At 68.0% G+C, this 18,553-nt stretch carries 17 protein-coding genes and 1 pseudogene; 9 read left to right on the top strand and 9 right to left on the bottom strand.

Going from position 1 to position 18,553, the window contains the following annotated elements; translation table 11 throughout:
- Positions 1–56: 56 nt before the first annotated feature.
- From Q0309_RS14340 to hcp, 6 genes are all read right to left on the bottom strand, one after another.
- Positions 57–884 carry an NmrA family NAD(P)-binding protein gene (locus Q0309_RS14340; protein WP_299442498.1) on the bottom strand — a complete coding sequence of 276 codons (828 nt, stop codon included), beginning with the start codon at positions 882–884 and terminating at the stop codon, positions 57–59.
- A gap of 106 nt (positions 885–990) precedes the next feature.
- Positions 991–2,007, bottom strand: a complete 1,017-nt coding sequence (locus Q0309_RS14335; RefSeq protein WP_299442494.1) for an AraC family transcriptional regulator — start codon at positions 2,005–2,007, stop codon at positions 991–993.
- A 284-nt stretch (positions 2,008–2,291) separates the two neighbouring features.
- The gene (locus Q0309_RS14330) at positions 2,292–2,423 is read right to left on the bottom strand and encodes a hypothetical protein (RefSeq protein ID WP_299442528.1); all 132 of its coding nucleotides are present in this window, start codon (positions 2,421–2,423) and stop codon (positions 2,292–2,294) included.
- 1,429 nt (positions 2,424–3,852) lie between these two features.
- Positions 3,853–4,542, bottom strand: coding sequence for an NnrU family protein (locus Q0309_RS14325; protein WP_299442492.1), 690 nt, complete (start codon positions 4,540–4,542; stop codon positions 3,853–3,855).
- Between the two features lie 23 nt (positions 4,543–4,565).
- Positions 4,566–5,744 carry an NnrS family protein gene (locus Q0309_RS14320; RefSeq protein WP_299442489.1) on the bottom strand — a complete coding sequence of 393 codons (1,179 nt, stop codon included), beginning with the start codon at positions 5,742–5,744 and terminating at the stop codon, positions 4,566–4,568.
- Between the two features lie 13 nt (positions 5,745–5,757).
- Positions 5,758–7,440: a hydroxylamine reductase gene (gene hcp, locus Q0309_RS14315; protein WP_299442487.1), complete on the bottom strand. Its 1,683-nt coding sequence runs from the start codon at positions 7,438–7,440 to the stop codon at positions 5,758–5,760.
- A 152-nt stretch (positions 7,441–7,592) separates the two neighbouring features.
- On the opposite strand from hcp, the gene Q0309_RS14310 reads away from it, so the two are divergent.
- Positions 7,593–8,003: an Rrf2 family transcriptional regulator gene (locus Q0309_RS14310; protein ID WP_299442485.1), complete on the top strand. Its 411-nt coding sequence runs from the start codon at positions 7,593–7,595 to the stop codon at positions 8,001–8,003.
- Between the two features lie 150 nt (positions 8,004–8,153).
- Here the strand turns inward: Q0309_RS14310 and Q0309_RS14305 are convergent, their stop codons facing one another.
- A complete protein-coding gene (locus tag Q0309_RS14305; protein ID WP_299442484.1) occupies positions 8,154–8,630 on the bottom strand; it encodes an Lrp/AsnC family transcriptional regulator in 477 nt (158 codons plus the stop codon).
- A 135-nt stretch (positions 8,631–8,765) separates the two neighbouring features.
- Here Q0309_RS14305 and cysG point away from each other — a divergent pair, with 135 nt between their 5' ends.
- The 5 genes from cysG to Q0309_RS14280 are packed head-to-tail and all read left to right on the top strand — an operon-like array spanning position 8,766 to position 13,332.
- Complete coding sequence (cysG, locus tag Q0309_RS14300; protein WP_299442483.1) at positions 8,766–10,172, top strand: siroheme synthase CysG; 1,407 nt, start codon at positions 8,766–8,768, stop codon at positions 10,170–10,172.
- On the top strand, positions 10,169–10,480 hold the full coding sequence (locus tag Q0309_RS14295; RefSeq protein ID WP_299442481.1) for a DUF2849 domain-containing protein: 312 nt from the start codon (positions 10,169–10,171) through the stop codon (positions 10,478–10,480). The genes cysG and Q0309_RS14295 overlap by 4 nt, the downstream gene beginning before the upstream one ends.
- Before the next feature lie 29 nt (positions 10,481–10,509).
- Complete coding sequence (locus Q0309_RS14290) at positions 10,510–12,180, top strand: nitrite/sulfite reductase (protein WP_299442478.1); 1,671 nt, start codon at positions 10,510–10,512, stop codon at positions 12,178–12,180.
- Positions 12,170–12,922 (top strand): phosphoadenylyl-sulfate reductase, encoded by a 753-nt coding sequence (locus tag Q0309_RS14285; protein WP_299442475.1) that lies wholly within the window; start codon positions 12,170–12,172, stop codon positions 12,920–12,922. Before Q0309_RS14290 ends, Q0309_RS14285 begins: the two co-directional genes overlap by 11 nt.
- Positions 12,919–13,332: a DUF934 domain-containing protein gene (locus tag Q0309_RS14280; RefSeq protein ID WP_299442472.1), complete on the top strand. Its 414-nt coding sequence runs from the start codon at positions 12,919–12,921 to the stop codon at positions 13,330–13,332. Before Q0309_RS14285 ends, Q0309_RS14280 begins: the two co-directional genes overlap by 4 nt.
- A 153-nt stretch (positions 13,333–13,485) precedes the next feature.
- Here the strand turns inward: Q0309_RS14280 and Q0309_RS14275 are convergent.
- Positions 13,486–13,619 (bottom strand): annotated as a pseudogene (locus Q0309_RS14275) (P-type conjugative transfer protein TrbL); the annotation flags it as partial.
- A gap of 934 nt (positions 13,620–14,553) precedes the next feature.
- Here Q0309_RS14275 and Q0309_RS14270 point away from each other — a divergent pair.
- From Q0309_RS14270 to Q0309_RS14260, 3 genes are read left to right on the top strand one after another with little or no spacing between them, the layout of a single operon-like run.
- Positions 14,554–15,516, top strand: coding sequence for a TAXI family TRAP transporter solute-binding subunit (locus Q0309_RS14270; protein WP_299442469.1), 963 nt, complete (start codon positions 14,554–14,556; stop codon positions 15,514–15,516).
- A 26-nt stretch (positions 15,517–15,542) separates the two neighbouring features.
- Complete coding sequence (locus Q0309_RS14265; RefSeq protein WP_299442466.1) at positions 15,543–16,046, top strand: DUF1850 domain-containing protein; 504 nt, start codon at positions 15,543–15,545, stop codon at positions 16,044–16,046.
- On the top strand, positions 16,043–18,073 hold the full coding sequence (locus Q0309_RS14260) for a TRAP transporter fused permease subunit (protein WP_299442463.1): 2,031 nt from the start codon (positions 16,043–16,045) through the stop codon (positions 18,071–18,073). The genes Q0309_RS14265 and Q0309_RS14260 overlap by 4 nt, the downstream gene beginning before the upstream one ends.
- Before the next feature lie 388 nt (positions 18,074–18,461).
- On the opposite strand, the gene Q0309_RS14255 is transcribed toward Q0309_RS14260, so the two are convergent.
- Positions 18,462–18,553 (bottom strand): lipocalin family protein (locus tag Q0309_RS14255; protein ID WP_299442525.1); only part of this gene is annotated, 92 nt, incomplete at its 5' end.

The raw sequence follows: 18,553 nt of genomic DNA, 5'->3' as shown, positions 1-18,553 counted from the left end.
CGGGATTTTCCCGACGGCCCCCGCCCATGGGGGCGCGCCGGCTCGAGTCAGGTGGCTCAGGCCGCCTGGTTCCAGACGCCGGCCTTCGCGGCCGTGCGGGCGAAGTCCGCGAAGTCACGCGGCGGGCGGCCCAGGGCGCGCTGAACGCCATCGCACAGGTGCGCGTTCCGGCCGTCCAGTGTCTCGCGCGCGATGGCCGTGAAGACGTCGGCCACGAAATCCCCGGCCGCGCGCGCGACGGTGGCGTGGAAGTCCTCGAACGAGATCGGCTCATGACGGATCGGCCGCCCCAGCGCGGCGGACAGGTCGGCGGCCATGTCGGCGAAGGTCATCAGACGCGGGCCGGTCACCTCGTAGAGCTGACCTCGGTGGCGCGGCTCCGTCAGGGCGGCCACGACCACATCGGCGATATCCTCCACATCGATGATCGGTTCCGCGACCCCGCCGCCGGGCATCGGCAGCACACCAGAGAGGATCGGCGCGCGCAACTGGCCCTCGCTGAAGTTCTGCGCGAACCAGGCGGCGCGCACGATGGTGAACGCCGGCCCGGCCCGTCTGACCACATCCTCGCCCATGCGGGCGTGATGCTCGCCGCGCCCCGACAGCAAAACCAGATGCTCGACACCGGCGACGGTCGCGGCCCGGCACAGGGCGCCCAGTCGGTCCACCGCGCCCGGAAAGGCGAGGTCGGGGAAATAGGTCACATAGGCGGACCGGACTCCGTCCAGCGCGGCCGGCCAAGTCTCCGGCGCCTCCCAGTCGAACGGGATGGCGGCGTTGCGCGATGCGCGCCGGACCGCATGGCCCTGCGCGTCCAGCCGGGCGGCGACGCGCGATCCGGTCTTGCCGGTGGCGCCGATGACGAGAATGGGGTCGGTGGGCATGGTCTTGACTCCCTGACGTGTGATCGAAGCCGGAGGATAGACATAGCTCCCCGGTGCGGTATTGACCGCGCCCGCCAGGGTTTTGACCGTTGCCGCCAGGGGACGGTCAGGGTGATCGGCCCGCCTTGCGATAGTTCGCCGGCGTCTCGCCGACCCAGCGCTTGAACGCGCGGGTGAACGCACTCTGATCCGAGAACCCGGTCAGGAAGGCGATCTCGGCCAGTCCGTGGCGACCGTCGCGCAGCAGCCCCTCGGCCAGTTCGCGCCGGGTGGTGTCGGTCAGGGTCTGGAAGGTCAGACCGTGTTCGGACAGGCGCCGGTGGAACGAGCGCGCGCTCAGCCCCAGGCCCTGGGCGATCGCATCCATGCGGGGCGGACCCTCGCTCAGCGCCCGGGCAATCGCGTCCCTGGCCTGTGTGACTAGGTCGCCGTCCTCGGTCACCCGCGCCAACGCCGCGTCAAGGTGCGAGATCAGATAGCGCGAGATGCCCTCGTCCCCCAGGATGTTCGGCCGCGTCAGGGCTTCGTCCGAGATCAAAAGCGCATCAAGGTCGGCGCCGAACCACACCGGGCACCCGAACCAGGCCTCGTGGTGCGCCGTCGTCTTCGGCGCCGCATGACGAAAGCGGACCTCCAACGGCGAGACCGGCGCGCGACTGACCTGCCGGGCCAGCGAGATCGCACTGGCCAGCGTCGCTTCGTTGGACAGCCGCAGACCCAGACGGCGCGCGCCGGGCCGATGCAGGATGAACAGCATGCCGCGCGCATCGGGGCGCCGTTCATAGCGGACGACGCTGGTCCACAGGCGGGCATATCGCTCCACCCGCGCAAACGACCCCATCAGGTCAAGGGCGGCCTTCCAGGCCAAACCGAGCGCGCCGTAATCGTCACAGCGCATGGCGGCACCGCCCCGGACGGGCAGGTCCGTGACGTCCACCTGCTCCGCGATGCGCTCCAGCAGGGTGTAGTAGGTTTCGGCCGGGATCATGACCGCCGGATCCCAAGGCCCGACCGGATCGAGGCCCGCCCACGCCAGCAGCGCGGGCGCATCGATGCCGTCGCCCGCCGCGGCGACCATCTTGCGCGCGAAAAGGGATGTCACCGTGCCCATGCCCCGAAGCATACGCGGATCGATCCAAGGGCCCAAGCGACAGCCCGGCCGTATCCGAGAGCTCAACGGCCGCATCGCCTTCCTTCGCATCACCGAGGGCTTTGGTCGCCATACCGCCACCCTGGCGCTGTTTCGTCACGACGTGCAGGGCGCGGGCCAGACACCGGCCGCAGATGGCCCCCTTGTCGCGCATCCAGGCGCCTCGCTGCATCCCATCAAGAGGATTCTTCCAATTCAGCGTGATCCATTTCCGTTGCCGCAGCCCTGCGCGCGAACGCGGCGGGCGGCCCCTTCGGTCAGAGCTCGGTGGCTTCGGCAAGGGCCAGCGCATCTTCAATGTCAACGCCGAGATACCGGACAGTGCTCTCGATTTTGGTGTGCCCGAGCAGGATCTGAACCGCTCGAAGGTTGCCCGTCGCCTTGTAGATCAGCGAGGCCTTGGTGCGACGAAGCGAGTGCGTCCCGTACTCTTCGCGTCGAAGGCCGATTGCCGAAACTCACTCGTCAACAAGGCGTGCATACTGCCGCGTACTGATGTGGTTTGCGTGATCAACCCGGCTGGGAAAGGCAAAGTCGTCCACGGCACCTCCGCGCCGCTCGAGCCATGCAAGCAGACTCGCTCGGGCATCGGCCATGATCTCGAACTGCACCGGTGTCGCCGTCTTCTGTTGCACCACCATGGCTCGTGTTCGGATTTCTGGTCCGGCAACGAGGGTCCCGATCTTGATCTTCACGAGATCGCATCCCCGCAACTTGCTATCGATCGCGAGGTCGAACAAAGCGCGATCCCGAAGGCGGCCCTCCCGATCAAGAAAAAAGCGGATTGCCCATATTTGCCGGGGCTTCAGGGCGCGCTTTGCGCCAACTTTCCGGCCTGCATTCCATGCGCGCTGTCCCTGCGAAACAGGGTCATATTGTGAATGTCCCATTGCCTTTCTCCTCTGGCCGTGATTGACCAGCAAGGACACGGTATGCCGCATGCGAGTCGATCAACAGGCGGCAATTTCCTTGATCGCGGCTAATCAGCGACTGCCGTGGCGTGGGTCGGCTTGCAACCAGAGGTCCGCTTGTCCTCCGCCCCGCCGCGAAAGGCGACCGTCCCTTTCGTCGGCCCCCTGTCGTCCATTCCGGAACGCGCCCATGTCAGTCGTTTGCCAGGGCCTGCGTCGTTCCCGCGACCGGACATCCGCGTGGCCGTACAAGGCGTGAGCCGTCGCGCACCCGCAAGTGGGCGACACCTTGCGATGCCCTTCGCCGGAGCAGGGAGAGTCTGCCAAGTCGCTGCGGATGGCGTTGAGCAGGTCATCGTCAGACACCGCTGGCTTCGGACTTCTGCGGCGCGGTCGAGGCCGATGAAACGCTTGCGTTGCGACACTTTGGCGGAACCTCACGCCTGAGCACAGGCGTTCACCTCGAAGAGGCTGCAGCAGATCACCACGCTGCCCTTCAGCCAATTGCTGGGCGTGAATCGGCGCGACGGTTGCCCTCCCACTCGGTTCCACCTAAACTCGTTCGATAGAAGAAAGGCCCCGAAAGATACATCAATCTGCTGAAGAGATTGACCCCTTGCCGATAGGGGGTCATTCGGTTCAGCCGATTCACACGATGAGGGCTGCGGTCGCGCACAGGGACACGAGCGCACCGACCGTCAAGACCCGATTTCGGGCGCTGCTCGTGAGTTTGGACCGCATACGAGTTCCCTTGACGGACGTGCCCAAATGTCCTTGAACCGCCGCGTCGATGATACCTGAAAGGGCTTCGTTTCGGTAGCGTCCACGATCTTTGGGCCACCTCACCAAGCGACGGTCCCGGCTTGGGAGGCACGCTTTGCGTTCAGCGGCCCATGTTCATGGGCCATCAGGCCGTTTTCACGCCCCCCAAAAGCATCGCCAGGGGATCCGGACCGATGACCGGTCCATGGAGGAGCAGCAAGGCCCCGTAAAGCCCAAGCCCGGCGATCCAGGTGATGGGGCGCGGAATTCGGCAACGAAACGGCGCCTGCGCCATCTCCTCGCGCCAGGCGGCCAGACGCGTCACGCCGTGACTGCGCCGGGCCTTTGTCGCACCGATGGTCGGTCCAGCCAGGGACAGGGCCAGCAGGGATCCGAACAGCACGGCCTGGACCGCATCCCCGTTGGCGATCAGATGGGCTCCCGCCCACAGGGCGAAGGCCACGGGAAGGGGATGGCGGATCAGTCCGGCGGTTCCCGGTCGGGCGGGATCGAACCGGCCCCGCGCGAAGGACAGCGAAAAGGGGTTCCGCTCCAGGATCGAGGCGGCCAGCAGGACGCTGGCCGGCGCCATCACCGTGACCAGCAGGGCGGTGGTCCCGGGAAACGGTCCCCACAGCCCGACATAGGGCGCCCGGACGGCCGCTGAGATGACCCAGGTCAGAAGGGCCAGGGAGACGACCGAATAGACGATCCGGTAGGTCCTCTCGCCCAGGCCGGCCAGCAGACGCCCGCGAATGCCCGGCAGTCCCGCCACCGCGTGGGAGCCGATGAAGGCCACCAACGCGGCCCCGAATTCCAGGAAACCGCTCGCCATGGTCCGTCCGCTCCGTCCTGGACTCACCCGCCGTCCGGCGCGCGCCGGGGCGCGATCTGGATCGGGCCGTAGCGCAACAGATAGAGCGTGAAGCCGCCGATCCAGGCCCCGCCGGACGTCAGCAGCAACGGCATGTACAGACCGTCCGACACGCCGGCCCAGACCCGCGACACGGCGGCGGTCAGCAGCAGCAGGTAGACCAGCGTCGTCGGCCAGCCCGCGTGCAACGGCAGGCCGCTATGACCGAGTGTGGCCCGGGTCATTACGGCCACGATCATGACGGTGATGGCGCCGACCGTCAGACCGTGCAGGGCGGCGACCTCCGGCACCAGACCGGGCCAGCCGGCGGACGCCGCCGCGAGAAGCAGGCCGAGCGGGATCCACAGATAGCCAACGTGCAGGATCCAGACCAGCGGCTCGGCGCCCGTCGCCATCCCGCGCCAGCGCGCCAGACGCCCAAGATTAAGGGCGCCGGCCAGGCCGAGCAGGACCGCCACGATCACGCCCTCCGGCTGGATCGCCCAGACCGGCAACGCGACCACGGTGACGACCATCGCGGCCTGATCCAACCGGCCGAACGGCGCCGGCAGCCCCTCCGCCGCCTGCTGCGTCAGCCAGTTGCGCGTGAAGTTGGGCACGATGCGGCCCCCGATCAGGGCCGTCAGCCCCACCAGCACCGCAATGCCCAGGCGTGGCCCAAGGTTGGTGTCAGGGAGAATGAAGCCGGTTTCCATCCAGTCGAGCGTCGCGGCGATGGCCAGCAGACCGAGCGCAACCCCGACCGGCAGGTTGCGCCGATTGCCGGCGGCGATCACCTCCCGCACGACGACCGCGCACAGGGTCACCGGAAAGGCCACGTCCACCGCCGCCGCCAGCGGCCAGGGCACCGGCAGCGCCGCCAGCATACGGGCCGCCGCCCACAGCAGAACCAGCAGGAGCAACGGTACGCCCGACAGCGGCAGACGCCCGGTCCAGTTCGGCACCGCCGTCAGCACGAACCCAGCGACGGCGGCGCCGGCGAAGCCGAACAACAGCTCGTGGGCGTGCCACGACAGTGGGTCCATCGGTCCCGACAGCAGGACTCCGCCGCGCAGGAACAGCAGCCACAGGGCCATGGCGACCGTGGCATACACCCCGGCCACCAGGAAGAACGGACGAAAACCGCGTTCCAGAAAGCCTGCGTTCTTGGTCCGTTGTGTCATGAGGGTGATCCCTTCAGGCGTCCGCCATGATCGCGGCGCAATCCTCGGCGACCGTGCCAATCGGCTTCAGGTCAAACGTCGAGACCAGGGTCTCCGCCACCGCCGGGGACAGGAACGCCGGCAGAGTTGGCCCCAGACGGATCCCCTTGACGCCCAGCGACAACAGGGCCAGCAGCACGGCCACCGCTTTCTGTTCGTACCAGGCAATATCGTAGGCGATCGGCAGATCGTTGATGTCCTCGACGCCCAGGGCCTCTTTCAACGCCAGGGCGATCTTGACCAGGGAGTAGGAATCGTTGCACTGCCCGGCATCCAGCAGGCGCGGAAGACCGCCGACGGTGCCCACGTCCAGAGTGTTGTAACGATACTTCGCGCATCCTGCGGTCAGGATGATGGCGTCCTCGGGCAGGGCCTCCGCCAGATCGGAGTAGTACTGGCGGCCCGTGTGCCGGCCATCGCACCCGGCCATGACCACGAACCGACGGACGGCCCCACTGGACACCGCCGCGACGACCTGATCGGCCAGCAACAGGACCTGTTGGTGGGCGAACCCGATCGACAGGTCCGGTCCCTGCAGCGGTTGGGGGGGCGGACACTGGCGCGCCCGTTCGATGACGACGGAGAAGTCTTTCGCGGTACCATCCGGCGCGTCGGGAATGTGCATAGCCCCCGGGTATCCGACCGCGCGGGTGGTGAACAACCGGGACAGGTAGGTGTTGGTGCGGCGGGGTGGGACCAGGCAGTTGGTGGTCATCAGGATGGGCCCCTGGAACGACTCGAACTCGGTCGTCTGCCGCCACCAAGCGCCGCCGTAGTTGCCCACAAGATGGCTGTGTCGGGCCAGGCTGGGATACGCGTGGGCCGGCAGCATTTCCCCGTGGGTGTAGACATCGATGCCGGTTCCGGCCGTTTGCTCCAGCAGGTCGGCCAGATCCTTCAGGTCGTGGCCGCTGATCAGAATGCCCGGGCGGTCGCCGACCCCGGTGGAAACCCGGGTCATTTCGGGATGGCCATAGGTATCGGTGTTGGCGGCGTCCAGCAGCGCCATGGCCGACACCGCGACCGATCCGGCCCGCAGAACCAGGGCGATCATGTCCTCTCGGGGCAGATCCCGACAGGTGGACGCCAGCGCCTCGCGGATGAAGTCATCGACCTGCGGGTCCGTGCGCCCCAGAGTCGCCGCGTGCTGGGCGTAGGCGGCGATGCCCTTCACGCCGATCACCAGAAGCTCGCGCAGGGAACGCCGGTCCGCGTCGGCGGTCGCCAGAACGCCGACCTCGACGCCTTTTTCCAGCCAGGTCGCCTCGGGCGCCCGCCAGACGGCGGCCTCGGGGGCGTCGTTCAGCGATCCACCGCCGGCGACCACCGCGCGCGCCAGGGCATCGCGCCGGTCCAACGCCTCCGTGATCATGGCGCGGAGGCGGGACTCATCCCAGTTGACATTGGTGATGGTCGCGAACAAAGCCTCGCGCAGGAACGGCGCCTGATCCGCCAGCAGGGCACGGGGCCCGGCACCGCCGTCGCGCTCCTCAGAGCCGAGAGCGACGGCGTGGAGGGTCTCGGCGGTCCAGGCCAGACCCCGAATGGCAAAGATCAGCACGTCCTGAAGGACAGCGGTCGTTTCCGGCTTGCCGCAGGTCCCCTTGACGGTGCATCCCGTTCCGGTGGCGGCTTCTTCGCATTGAAAGCAGAACATCTGGTTTGGCGCTCCATGCCTGTGAGACTGCGGCGATCCCGACCGCCGACACGGCTTAATCGGCATCGCAGATGCCTATTTACAAGATCGAAATCGGCTTCTCAAATGCTTATTTGGAGATGCCGCCGCGACCGTGGATCCGGACCCCTGACATGCGCCTGACCCTGTTCACTGATTATGGCCTACGGGCGCTGATGCGCCTGGCCGGCGAGCCGGATCAGCTCTTCACCGCCGAAGGGCTGGCCCGGGAATTGGGGATCTCCCGCAATCACCTGACCAAAGTGGTTCGCGAACTGGCGGTGCTGGGCTTCGTGACCACGCGGCGGGGATCGGGGGGCGGATTCCAACTCGGCCGACCCGCCACCGACATCACGCTGGGTGACATCGCCCGCGCCCTGGAACCTCGGCAGGCGCTGGTGGAGTGCTTTCAGGCCGATGGCGGCACGTGCACCCTGACCGCCCGGTGCCGGCTGAAGCGACCGCTGGCGCTGGCCCAGGAGGCGTTTTTCCAGGCCCTGGACGCTGTGTCTTTGGCAGACTGCGCCCTTGGCCCGCCGGAGTGAGATGGGCACCGGCCTAGCCAAATGACCCTTCGCCGACTCGGGGCATTGGGCGTACCCAACTGAGGGTCAACGATACCCTTGCCGGCAAGGGGTCGATACCGCGCCGATCCCAGCGGCAACCGCCGTGCCGTTTTCCACGCCACCCCAAAGTCAGTCGACCGGACCGCCCAGGGGAAGGGCTGTCGTGGCCTTGATCTCTTCCATGCTGAGCAGGGCGGTCACGTTGTGGATCCGCACATCGGCGATCAGCGCCTGATAGAACGTGTCATAGGCCCGGGCATTCGGCACCCGCACCTTCAGGATGTAGTCGATATCGCCCGCCAGCCGGTGTGCCTCCATCACCTCGGGGCGGCGGTTCAGCGCCTCCAGGAAGGCGCGCTGCCAACTCGCGTCGTGTTCCGAGGTGCGGATCAGCACGAAGAAGCAGGCCTCCAGGCCCAGGGCCTCCGCGTCCAACTCCACCGTCTGGCGGCGAATCACCCCAGCCTCGCGCATTTTGCGCATTCGGTTCCACACCGGTGTCTTCGACGAGCCCACCGCGCGTGCGATCTCGTCGAGCGATTGCCCCGCGTCCGCCTGCAGCGCAACGAGGATTTTCCGGTCCAGCGCATCGAGTGGGGGTGCCATTCCGGCTCGGGCCTCAATCAGGAATACTGTTCTATAATAGTGGATGATTGCCGCCTTTTCGTTCTTATTGCAAGCGGTATCTGGCCAAATGTCGGGAAAGTTTCCTATTCTCCCTGGGAACGGAGGACCCCAGGAATGCGCCATTTCCCGATTTTTCTCGACCTGACGCAGTCACGCGTGGTGGTCGCCGGCGGCGGCGAGGCCGCGCTGGCGAAGTTGCGCCTGCTCTTCAAGACACAGGCCGCGATCACCGTGTTCGCCGCGGATCCGGCCGCCGACATCGCGCGCTGGGCCGCCGCCGGCCGCCTACGGCTGGAGCACCGGGCGATCCGCGCCGAGGACATCGCCGGCGCGGTCCTGGCCTACGCCGCCACCGGGGAGGTGGACGAGGATGCCCGCGTCGCCGGCTTGGCTCGGGCTCAGGGGGTGCTTGTCAACGTGGTCGACGATCTGGTCGCCTCGCAGTTCATCACGCCCGCCATCGTCGACCGGACGCCGATCACCATCGCCATCGGCACCGAAGGCGCCGCGCCCGTCCTGGCGCGCACCCTGAAGGGCGAACTGGAGAAGCGTCTGGAGTCCGGCGTGTCCGCTTTGGCCGAGGCCGGCCGGGCGTTCCGCGACCGCGCGCGGGCGCTGCCCGGCGTGCGCGCCCGGTGCGCCTTCTGGGCGGCCTGGTATGGCACGGACGGGCCGGCCGCCCTGGCGCGCGGCACGCCCCTCGACGCGGCGCTGGAGGCCCTGCTCGCCCGGCATCTGGCGCACCAGCCGGAACCGGGTCGGGTCGATTTTGTCGGCGCCGGCCCCGGCGATCCTGATCTGCTCACCCTGAAGGCGCGCAAGGCGCTCGACGGCGCGGACGTGGTCCTTCACGACCGCCTCGTCGCGCCCGGCATTCTCGATCTGGCGCGGCGCGAGGCGACGATGATCGAGGCCGGCAAGGAGGGGTTCGGCCCCTCAACCCCGCAGGACGCCATCAACCGGCTGATGATCGAGCACGCCCGCGCCGGCGCCCGCGTGGTGCGGCTGAAGGCGGGGGACCCCGCCGTGTTCGGCCGTCTTGACGAAGAGATCGAGGCTGTCCGGGACGCGGGTCTCGACCATGCGGTGATCCCCGGAATCACGGCGGCCTCCGCCGCCGCCGCGTCCATCGGCCGCAGCCTGACCCGCCGGGGCCGCAACAGCGGTTACCAGGTCCTGACCGGACACGACGTCAAGGGCTTCGCCGAGCACGACTGGCGAGCCCTGGCCCGGTCCGGCTCGGTGGCCGCCATCTACATGGGCAAGCGCGCCACCCGGTTCCTGACCGGTCGCCTGATGATGCACGGCGCCGACCCCGAGACTCCAGTCACGGTGGTGGCCAACGCGTCGCGTCCGGACGCGCGTACGCTGGCCACATCGCTCGCCCGCCTGCCCGACGTCCTGGAGACGGCCGGCCTGACCGGACCCGCCGTCATCCTCTATGGCCTGGCCCCGGCCGCCGCCGAGGCCGCGCTGCCCGCGTTCCCCATGCTCGACACCCCCGAGGAGATCGCCCTGTGAACCGACGTTTCACCCCCAAGGTGGTCACCGCCAACGACCTGCTGACCGGCGAGGCCGTCTATCTGACCGGCGACGGTCGCTGGAGCCCCACCCATCGCGAGGCCGCCCTGCTGACCGACGCGGGCGAGGCGCAGCAGCGGCTGCGCGAGGCCATGGGTCAGGTCGACCGGGTGGTCGACGCCTATCTGGCCGACGCCCGCGCCGGCGCCGCCGGCCCCGAACCGGTCCACTTCCGCGAGGTGTTCCGGACCCTGGGGCCGTCCAACTACCGCCACGGCAAACAGGCCGAGACCAGCCCCCACCCCTGATCCGGCTCGTCCTGGAGGAGACCGCGAGAATGTACCGCTACACCGAGTTCGACGACGCGTATGTGCGCACTCGCGTCGACCAGTTCCGCGCCCAGGTCGACCGCCGGCTTTCGGGCGCGCTGACCGAGAACGAGTTCAAGCCGCTGCGGCTGATGAACGGCCTGTACCTGCAACTGCACGCCTACATGCTGCGGGTAGCGATCCCCTACGGCACGCTTTCGTCGCGCCAGATGCGCCAGCTTGCCCTGATCGCCGAGCGCTGGGACAAGGGCTACGGCCACTTCACCACGCGCCAGAACATCCAGTACAACTGGCCGAAGCTGAAGGACGTGCCCGACATCCTGGAGGCCCTGGCCGATGTCGAGATGCACGCCATTCAGACGTCGGGCAACACCATCCGCAATGTCACCGCCGACCATTTCGCCGGCGCCGCCGCCGATGAGATCGAGGACCCGAGGCCCACGGCCGAACTGCTGCGGCAGTGGTCCACCGATCATCCGGAATTCCAGTTCCTGCCGCGCAAGTTCAAAATCGCCATCACCGGCAGTCCCCACGACCGCGCGGTCACCCGGGCGCACGACATCGGCCTGCGCATGGTGCGCGACGATCAGGGACGGCCCGGCTACGAGGTGATCGTGGGCGGCGGCCTGGGGCGCACGCCGGTTCTCGGCCCGACCCTCCGCGACTTCCTGCCCAAGGCCGACCTGCTGCCCTATGTCGAGGCCATCCTGGCCGCCTACAACATTTTCGGGCGACGGGACAACAAGTACAAGGCGCGCATCAAGATCACCGTGCAGGAAGAAGGCCTGGACCGCTTCCGGGCGTTGGTGGAGGAAGAGTTCCAGCGCCGCCGGCCGCACTTCGCCAGCGTCGACCAAGGCATCCTGGCCGACATCGAGGCCGCCTTCGCGCCGCCCGCGTTCATCGCCAAGGACACCGCCCCCTATCTGGCGGGCCGCCGTGATCCGGTGTTCCGGGCCTGGGCCGATACCAACCTGACCTCCCATCGGCGGGACGACCACGCTATCGTCACCATCAGCCTGAAGGCACATGGGGCCACGCCGGGCGACGCCACGGCCGAGCAGATGCGCGTCATGGCGGACGTGGCCGACGCCTACGGCTATGGCGAACTGCGTATCAGCCACGAACAGAACGTCATCCTGCCGCATGTCGCCCGCGCCGATCTTCCCGCCCTGCACGCCCGGCTGGTCCAGGCCGGCTTGGGCACCGCCAACATCGGTCTCATCTCCGATATCATCGCCTGCCCGGGGATGGACTACTGCGCCCTGGCCACCGCCCGTTCGATCCCCATCGCGCAGCAGATCGCCACGCGGTTCGAGGACCTGAAGCTGGAGCACGAGATCGGGCCGCTCAAACTCAAGATCTCGGGCTGCATCAACGCCTGCGGCCACCACCATGTGGGGCACATCGGCATCCTGGGGCTCGACCGGGCGGGGGTGGAGAACTACCAGATCACCCTGGGCGGCGACGGCACGGAAACCGCCGCCATCGCCGAGCGGGTCGGTCCCGGCTTCTCGGCCGATGAGCTGATCCCGGCCCTCGAACGGCTGCTGCTGGCCTATCTCGACCTGCGCCTTGACCCGGAAGAGACCTTCCTGGCGGCCTACCGCCGCCTCGGTCCGGCGCCCTTCAAGGCCGCGCTTTATCATCGGGAGGAGGCCGACCGTCATGTCGCATGAGTTTCCCGTGCCGGTCCCGGACGATGCGGCGGGATTCATCAGCGAACCGGATCGCCCCACCGGCGCCCTTGCGACGCTGGCGCGCATCATCGGCGAGCATGGAGCGGACCGTGTCGCCCTCGTGACGTCGTTCGGGGCGGAGTCCGTGGTCCTGCTGCATCTGGTGTCCAGGATCGATCGCGCCCTGCCGGTTCTGTTCGTGGACACCGAGATGCTGTTCGCCGAAACGCTGGCGTATCAGACCGACGTGGCCGATCGTCTCGGGCTGCGTGATGTCCGGCGCATCAGACCCGACGCCGCCACCCTGGCCACCCGCGATACGGACGGAACCCTGCACCGGTCGGATCACGACGCCTGCTGCGCCTTGCGCAAGACGGCGCCGCTGGACGCCGCGCTGATCGGGTTCGATGCCTGGCTGACGGGTCGCAAGCGCATTCAGGGGGGTGCCCGCGCGGACTTGCCGGAATGCGAGATCGACGCGGCCGGACGGCTCAAGGTGAACCCGCTCGCACTTTGGACCAAATCGGATACCCGCGACTACATGGACCGGTACGACCTGCCCCGGCATCCGCTGGTGTCCAAGGGCTATCCGTCCATCGGCTGCGCGCCCTGCACAACGCCGGTGGCCGCCGGCGAGGACGAACGCGCCGGCCGCTGGCGCGGATCGGCGAAGACGGAATGCGGTATCCACATCGACACGGACGGGCGGATCCACCGCCGAACCAGGGAGCAGGCGGCATGACGGTGATCGTTCGCGACGACGGATTCCACTCCGATGACTGGACCGACGACACCGCCCGGGCCAGCGTGCTCGATCTGGAACCGGGGGTCGATGCCACGAGCCTCGATCTGTCGGGGATCGCGGCCATCCGGGTGCGATTCCCCGTCTTCTCGGATGGTCGGGGGTTCACAGTGGCGCACCGCCTGCGGGCGAGGGGGTTCACCGGGCGCCTGCGCGCGGCCGGTCCGCTCATCGCCGATCAGTATGCGATGGCGCGCCGGGCCGGGTTCGACGAGGTGGAAATCGCGGACGATCAGGCCGACCGACAGCCCGAGCCGCACTGGCTGGCCCGCGCCGACTGGCGGCGTGGCGACTACCAGGCGCGATTGCGCGGCACGACCCACGATCCCGCCGTTGATCGCTGCGGCTGACCACCGGCAACGCCACCGCGCAGGTCAGGCGGCTGCTCGGTCCTGAGCGCTGCCTGGGCATTGAACCGGAGGGCGATGATGCCGTTGTCGAGATGGATGTAACCCGGCGCGACGATTGCCCCCCTATTCGGCACCCCGAAGCCAGAACAGCTAGGCCAGGGTGATGTCGATGCCGATATACGGACAGTAGTCAGGAAGGAGACGTCGCCCTGCAGTAGGCCGAAGCCGCTATCGATGTATTGGATGAAGGTGACCAGGACCGAATCTATACTTTTGAGGTCATCCATGAAGTCGCCTACCTTCGGGGCGCGGCCCTTCTCCTTCCGAATCCTGGGCGAAGGACGAAAAGGCAGCGTCGGGCCCCACGGGCTTCATGCTGATTGGAAAAATCGTCCGCTTCCATTGCAGGCCGCTCCGAAGCGGACGGTCCCCTCCCGGCCCCACATGGTGCGGAGTTCCTGCTCCAGGTCCCGGGCAAATCCGGCGCGGTCCAGGTGTGGTCCGGCCTCCATCAATGCGGGCAACGCCGCCCGACGCTCATCCGCTCCGGATCGCAGGCCAGCGCGACCCGTCGCGGCGTGATAGGCACGCGGGCCATCCGTGACCAACTCCGGATGACCGCAGGCCCGCAGGTGGGTGGAAGAATGGCGCCCGGCAAACACGTCGCCCCCCGGGAGCGGGGCGCGCCAAGCCGTGATCTGGTTCGGGTGGACGTCGAACTATTGCGCCAACTCGGCCAGCGTCTTCTCGCCCTTGATGGCCGCAAGGGCCACCTTCGCCTTGAAAGCCGGAACGTGGTTCAGGCGCGGTCGTCTCGCCATAAGCGGTCGTCTCGCCATAAGATGTCTCCTGTCTCGGCATCGTCGCCGATCTCAGGCAGGAAATCCACTTATCGCCCTGTCCAGATTTCCCCGTCCAGCTCTGTCTGGTACGACGGCGCAGCGCCCTGGGACGCCGTGTTGGGTTTGCCGGAGCCAAGTGACGACACCGGCTCCTGACTTGCTGACGGCGCGCGGACGGCGGCCTTGACAGCATGGTCTGCATTCCGGACAAATAACGTCGGGTTTTCGGGCGAATCTCGCGCGGTTCTGACCGGATCGCGACGACGATGGACCCAAACGACAAGATCGACAAAGGGCTGGGCACGCGGCGACAGGCTTCGGCCGGATGTGTTGCGCGAAAAAAACAACTGCGATCCAGCCACAACAGGGAGGATGTTCCATGAGAATTGTGCGCAATCTGTTCGCGGCGGCCCTGATCGGGGTGTCCGCTCCTGCCCTGGCCGAGACCCAACTGTCCATCGCCACTGGCGGCACCGGCGGTGTGTACTATCCCTACGGCGGCGGTCTGGCGGAACTGATCAACAAGTACGTTGACGGCGCCAGCGCGGTGGCGGAAGTGACCGGCGCGTCGGTCGAGAACATGGGCCTGGTCTCGCGTCAGGACAGCGACATCGCCCTGGCCCTGGCCGACACGGTGTACGCGGGCCATACCGGCACCGGCCGGTTCGAGGACCGCAAGCTCGACAACGTCGTCGCCCTGGGCTCGATCTATCCCAACGCGGTGCAGATCGTCACCCTGGCCGACAGCGGGGTCACCAGCCTCGCCGACCTGAAGGGCAAACGGGTGTCGGTCGGCGCGCCGGGCAGCGGCACCGAGGTCAGCGCCAAGACCATCCTGGAGGCCAACGGCATCACCTATGACGACTTCGAGCCGCAGCGTCTGAACTTCAACGAAACCGCCGATGCGCTTCGTGATGGCGACATCGACGCCGGGTTCTGGAGCGTTGGCCCGCCGACGAGTTCGATCATCAACCTCGCCACCAACCGTGACATCGCCCTTGTCGCCCTGAGTGAGACGGAGATCGAGAAGGCCCGCGCCGCCGAGCCGACCTTCGCCGCCTATACCCTGCGCGCCGGCATCTACGAAGGCATCGCCGAGCCGGTGCCGACCATCTCCACCCCCAACGTCCTGATCGCCAACAGCGCCATGGACGACGATTTGGCCTACAACGTGACCCGCGTCCTGTTCGAGCACGTGGACGAACTGCGGGCCATCCACCCCGCCGCCAACGACACCACCATCGCGTTCTCCCTGGGCGCGACGCCGATCCCGCTGCATCCGGGCGCTGCGCGCTACTACGAGGAGGCGGGCGCGGAGGTGCCCGACCGCCTGAAGCCGTGAGCCGGCGCCGACCGGGGCGGCGCCCGATGATCGCTGCCCCGGCCGTTCTCGTGGTGCCCGTCCTGATGGTGGCCAGCCCCGAATCGAGCGCCGGCGAGCGGGTCGTGGACCAGCTGGAGGCCGTGACCGCCGACGGACGGCGCGTCGCGGCGCTGGCCGTGGCGCGTGGACGCGGTTGGTGCCTGCACTGGAACCATTCCGTGACCGGGGATCCCGTGGTGGACTGCTATGTCAACGACGGCGGGCGTATGACCCTCAGCCATGCGATCCAGCCCGACTTCGCCGCCGGACTGGGCCATGTCCCCGGCCGGGGCGTGTTCCGCGCGGGGCCGGACGGAACCTATCTGATCGACGCCATCGACGAGCCCGTGCCCGGCAACGCCTATGTGCTGCGCGTGGGATCGGCGGCCGTGGACCATCGTCTGGTGACCGATGACGGCCGGATCGCCCGGCTCTCGGCGGTGGCCGCCGGGACGCGAGTCATCCTTCGCCTGCGACCAGAGGGCGCCTCCGAGGAGGCTCGGCCATGACCGCCACCGGAGCCGCGCCCGCCTCCGAAACGGTGGAGGAACAGCAAGGGCGATCCCTGCGCGGCTGGCTGATCGCCGCCGTCGCGATCGCGCTGTCGCTGTTCCAACTGTACGGCGCCGGGATCCAACCGCTGGGGCTGTTCTATCAGCGCGGCATTCATCTCGGCTTCATCATGGCGCTGGCGTTCCTGCTGATTCCGCTGACCAGGACCCGGGGCGCGCGCAGCCTGCCCGCGCGGTTGATCGACGCGGTGTTCCTGGGCGGGGCCATCATCAGTGGTGCTTACATCACTGTCTTCCTGGACGAGATCGTCAACCGCGCCGGCTTCTGGACCACCACCGACATCGTCGTGGGCTGCATTGCCGTGGTGACCCTGCTGGAGGCGAGCCGGCGCGCGATCGGTCTGGGAATGACCCTGATCGCGGTGACCGCGATCCTCTATGCGCTGGCGGGTCCCCGGGGGGCGCTGCCGTGGCTGGGCGAGGGGCTGCCCGGGATCCTGGCCCACCGGGGCAACGACCTGGACCGTCTGGTGGGGCAACTCTATCTGGGGCAGGAGGGTATTTTCGGCCTGCCGCTGGGTGTCGCAGCCACCTACATCTTCGTGTTCGTTCTGTTCGGCGCCTTCCTGGAGGTCACGGGCGCCGGGCGGTTCTTTATCGACCTTGCCTATGCCGCCACCGGCCGCCGTCGCGGCGGGCCGGCGAAAGCGGCGGTGCTGGCCTCCGCCGGCATGGGCTCGATCAGCGGCTCGGCCATCGCGAACGTGGTGACCACCGGGGCCTTCACCATCCCGCTGATGAAGCGCCTGGGCTACCGCCCGTCCCAGGCCGGCGGGATCGAGGCGGCGGCCTCCACCGGTGGCCAGATCACCCCACCGCTGATGGGGGCCGGCGCCTTCCTGATCTCGGAGTACACCCATATCCCGTACCTGGAGATCGTCGCCGTCTCGATCTTCCCGGCGGTGCTGTACCTGGGCACTGTCTACCTGTTCGTTCACATCGCCGCCCTGAAGCAGGGCATGGAGGGCATGGCGCCCGAGGAACTCCCGGACCTGCGCCGGGTTCTGGCCGACGGCTGGCAGTTCATCCTGCCGCTGGGCGTTCTGGTCGGCCTGCTGTTGATGAACCTGTCGCCCATGCGGGTGGGCTTCTGGGCCATCGTGTCGGTCGTTGGGGTCGCCGTCGCCCGCGCCGCGCTGTGGATGCTGTTCGTCGCCCCGCTGCGCGGCGCGCGGCTGGACGCGGCGGCGGTGGGGCGGGCCGCCCTGCGCGGTCTCGTTCTGCTGGTCAAGGCCCTGGAGGTGGGCGCCCGAAATGCCGTCGCCGTCAGCATCGCTTGCGCCGTGGCCGGCATTCTGGTGGGCGTTGTCGGCCTGACCGGCCTGGGGTTGAAGTTCTCCTCCATGATGGTGGCATTGTCCGGCGGCAGTGTCGTCCTGGCCCTGGTCCTCGTGCTGCTGGCGAGTCTGGTGCTGGGGATGGGGTTGCCGGTGACGGCCTCCTACATCGTCCTGGTGGTGCTGGTCGGTCCTACCCTGCATACGGATTTCGGCGTCCCGCTGTTGATCGCCCATCTGGTGGTGTTCTGGTATTCCCAGGACAGCAATGTCACACCGCCCATTGCCCTGGCCGGGTTCGCCGGCGCCGCCATCGCCGGGGCCTCGCCGATGCGCACCAGTCTTCAGGCCTGGAAGTTCGCCAAGGGCCTGTACCTGATCCCGCTGTTCATGGTGTTCAATCCGGTCATCATCATGGGTGGCCCGCTGCCTTTGGTAATCTGGACCGCCGTGCTGGCGGTGCTGGCCCTGGCCGCCTTCGCCGCCGCGCTGGAGGGGCATCTGCTCGCGCCCCTGGACCCGGTGTCCCGGCTTCTGGTGGTCCCCGCGACCATCGCCGTGTTCCAGCCCGACCTGACCATCGAGGCGGTGGGCGCGGCCGCCCTGACCGTCATCCTGGCCCTGAACGTGGTGAAGGCGCGACGGCGCCCGCCCGAACGACGCGGGCAAGCGGCGCTGTCCGATTGACCCCAAATTCCGCAGTTGGGCGCCTGTTCCGGGCTCAAGGTGTTGGCACCAGTCGGAAAAACCCAACACACGACCGCACCCTGGCTGAACGCCAAACACATAGTCGCACAAGGCCTCGGCGCCCAACTGCGGAATTAAGGTTGACACGGACCCCGCTCGCCCACACCAGGGGCTGGCCTACCAGACGCCCGACGAGGTCTATTGGCCAGGCCCGCCGGCCTCCGGGCCCTGTTGACGTTCCGCCCTGCGGCCGGCGGGCCTGGCCGCCTGAACCAACATACCACCACTCATCCAGGGAGCCCTTCAGAGCTTAAGAACCCATCGGACCTGTCCGAACGACCGGGGCCACTTCAGAGTGACGCAGACCTTGCCCGCCTCGACCGTGGGGTCACTGCGCATCGTAGCCGGTCATTTCGAGGTAACCGCGTCCGCCATGGCTGCCGGTGATTCGCACCGGGCCTTCCCAATAGGGAACGCTCA

Source organism: uncultured Rhodospira sp. (genome assembly GCF_937138205.1).
In the GTDB taxonomy this organism is placed as follows: Bacteria; Pseudomonadota; Alphaproteobacteria; order Rhodospirillales; family Rhodospirillaceae; genus Rhodospira.
Note: the sequence above shows the minus strand (reverse complement) of the source record. Positions and strands in the feature narration are given on the sequence as shown.

What these genes read in the sequence shown, in the direction of transcription:
- Q0309_RS14270 (WP_299442469.1), top strand. Translation starts at nt 14,554, where the DNA reads ATGAGAATTGTGCGCAATCTGTTCGCGGCGGCCCTGATCGGGGTGTCC.
- Q0309_RS14285 (WP_299442475.1), top strand. Translation starts at nt 12,170, where the DNA reads ATGTCGCATGAGTTTCCCGTGCCGGTCCCGGACGATGCGGCGGGATTC.
- Q0309_RS14325 (WP_299442492.1), bottom strand. Translation starts at nt 4,542, where the DNA reads ATGGCGAGCGGTTTCCTGGAATTCGGGGCCGCGTTGGTGGCCTTCATC.
- Q0309_RS14305 (WP_299442484.1), bottom strand. Translation starts at nt 8,630, where the DNA reads ATGGCACCCCCACTCGATGCGCTGGACCGGAAAATCCTCGTTGCGCTG.
- cysG (WP_299442483.1), top strand. Translation starts at nt 8,766, where the DNA reads ATGCGCCATTTCCCGATTTTTCTCGACCTGACGCAGTCACGCGTGGTG.
- Q0309_RS14265 (WP_299442466.1), top strand. Translation starts at nt 15,543, where the DNA reads ATGATCGCTGCCCCGGCCGTTCTCGTGGTGCCCGTCCTGATGGTGGCC.
- Q0309_RS14320 (WP_299442489.1), bottom strand. Translation starts at nt 5,744, where the DNA reads ATGACACAACGGACCAAGAACGCAGGCTTTCTGGAACGCGGTTTTCGT.
- Q0309_RS14260 (WP_299442463.1), top strand. Translation starts at nt 16,043, where the DNA reads ATGACCGCCACCGGAGCCGCGCCCGCCTCCGAAACGGTGGAGGAACAG.
- hcp (WP_299442487.1), bottom strand. Translation starts at nt 7,440, where the DNA reads ATGTTCTGCTTTCAATGCGAAGAAGCCGCCACCGGAACGGGATGCACC.
- Q0309_RS14280 (WP_299442472.1), top strand. Translation starts at nt 12,919, where the DNA reads ATGACGGTGATCGTTCGCGACGACGGATTCCACTCCGATGACTGGACC.
- Q0309_RS14335 (WP_299442494.1), bottom strand. Translation starts at nt 2,007, where the DNA reads ATGCTTCGGGGCATGGGCACGGTGACATCCCTTTTCGCGCGCAAGATG.
- Q0309_RS14310 (WP_299442485.1), top strand. Translation starts at nt 7,593, where the DNA reads ATGCGCCTGACCCTGTTCACTGATTATGGCCTACGGGCGCTGATGCGC.
- Q0309_RS14340 (WP_299442498.1), bottom strand. Translation starts at nt 884, where the DNA reads ATGCCCACCGACCCCATTCTCGTCATCGGCGCCACCGGCAAGACCGGA.
- Q0309_RS14290 (WP_299442478.1), top strand. Translation starts at nt 10,510, where the DNA reads ATGTACCGCTACACCGAGTTCGACGACGCGTATGTGCGCACTCGCGTC.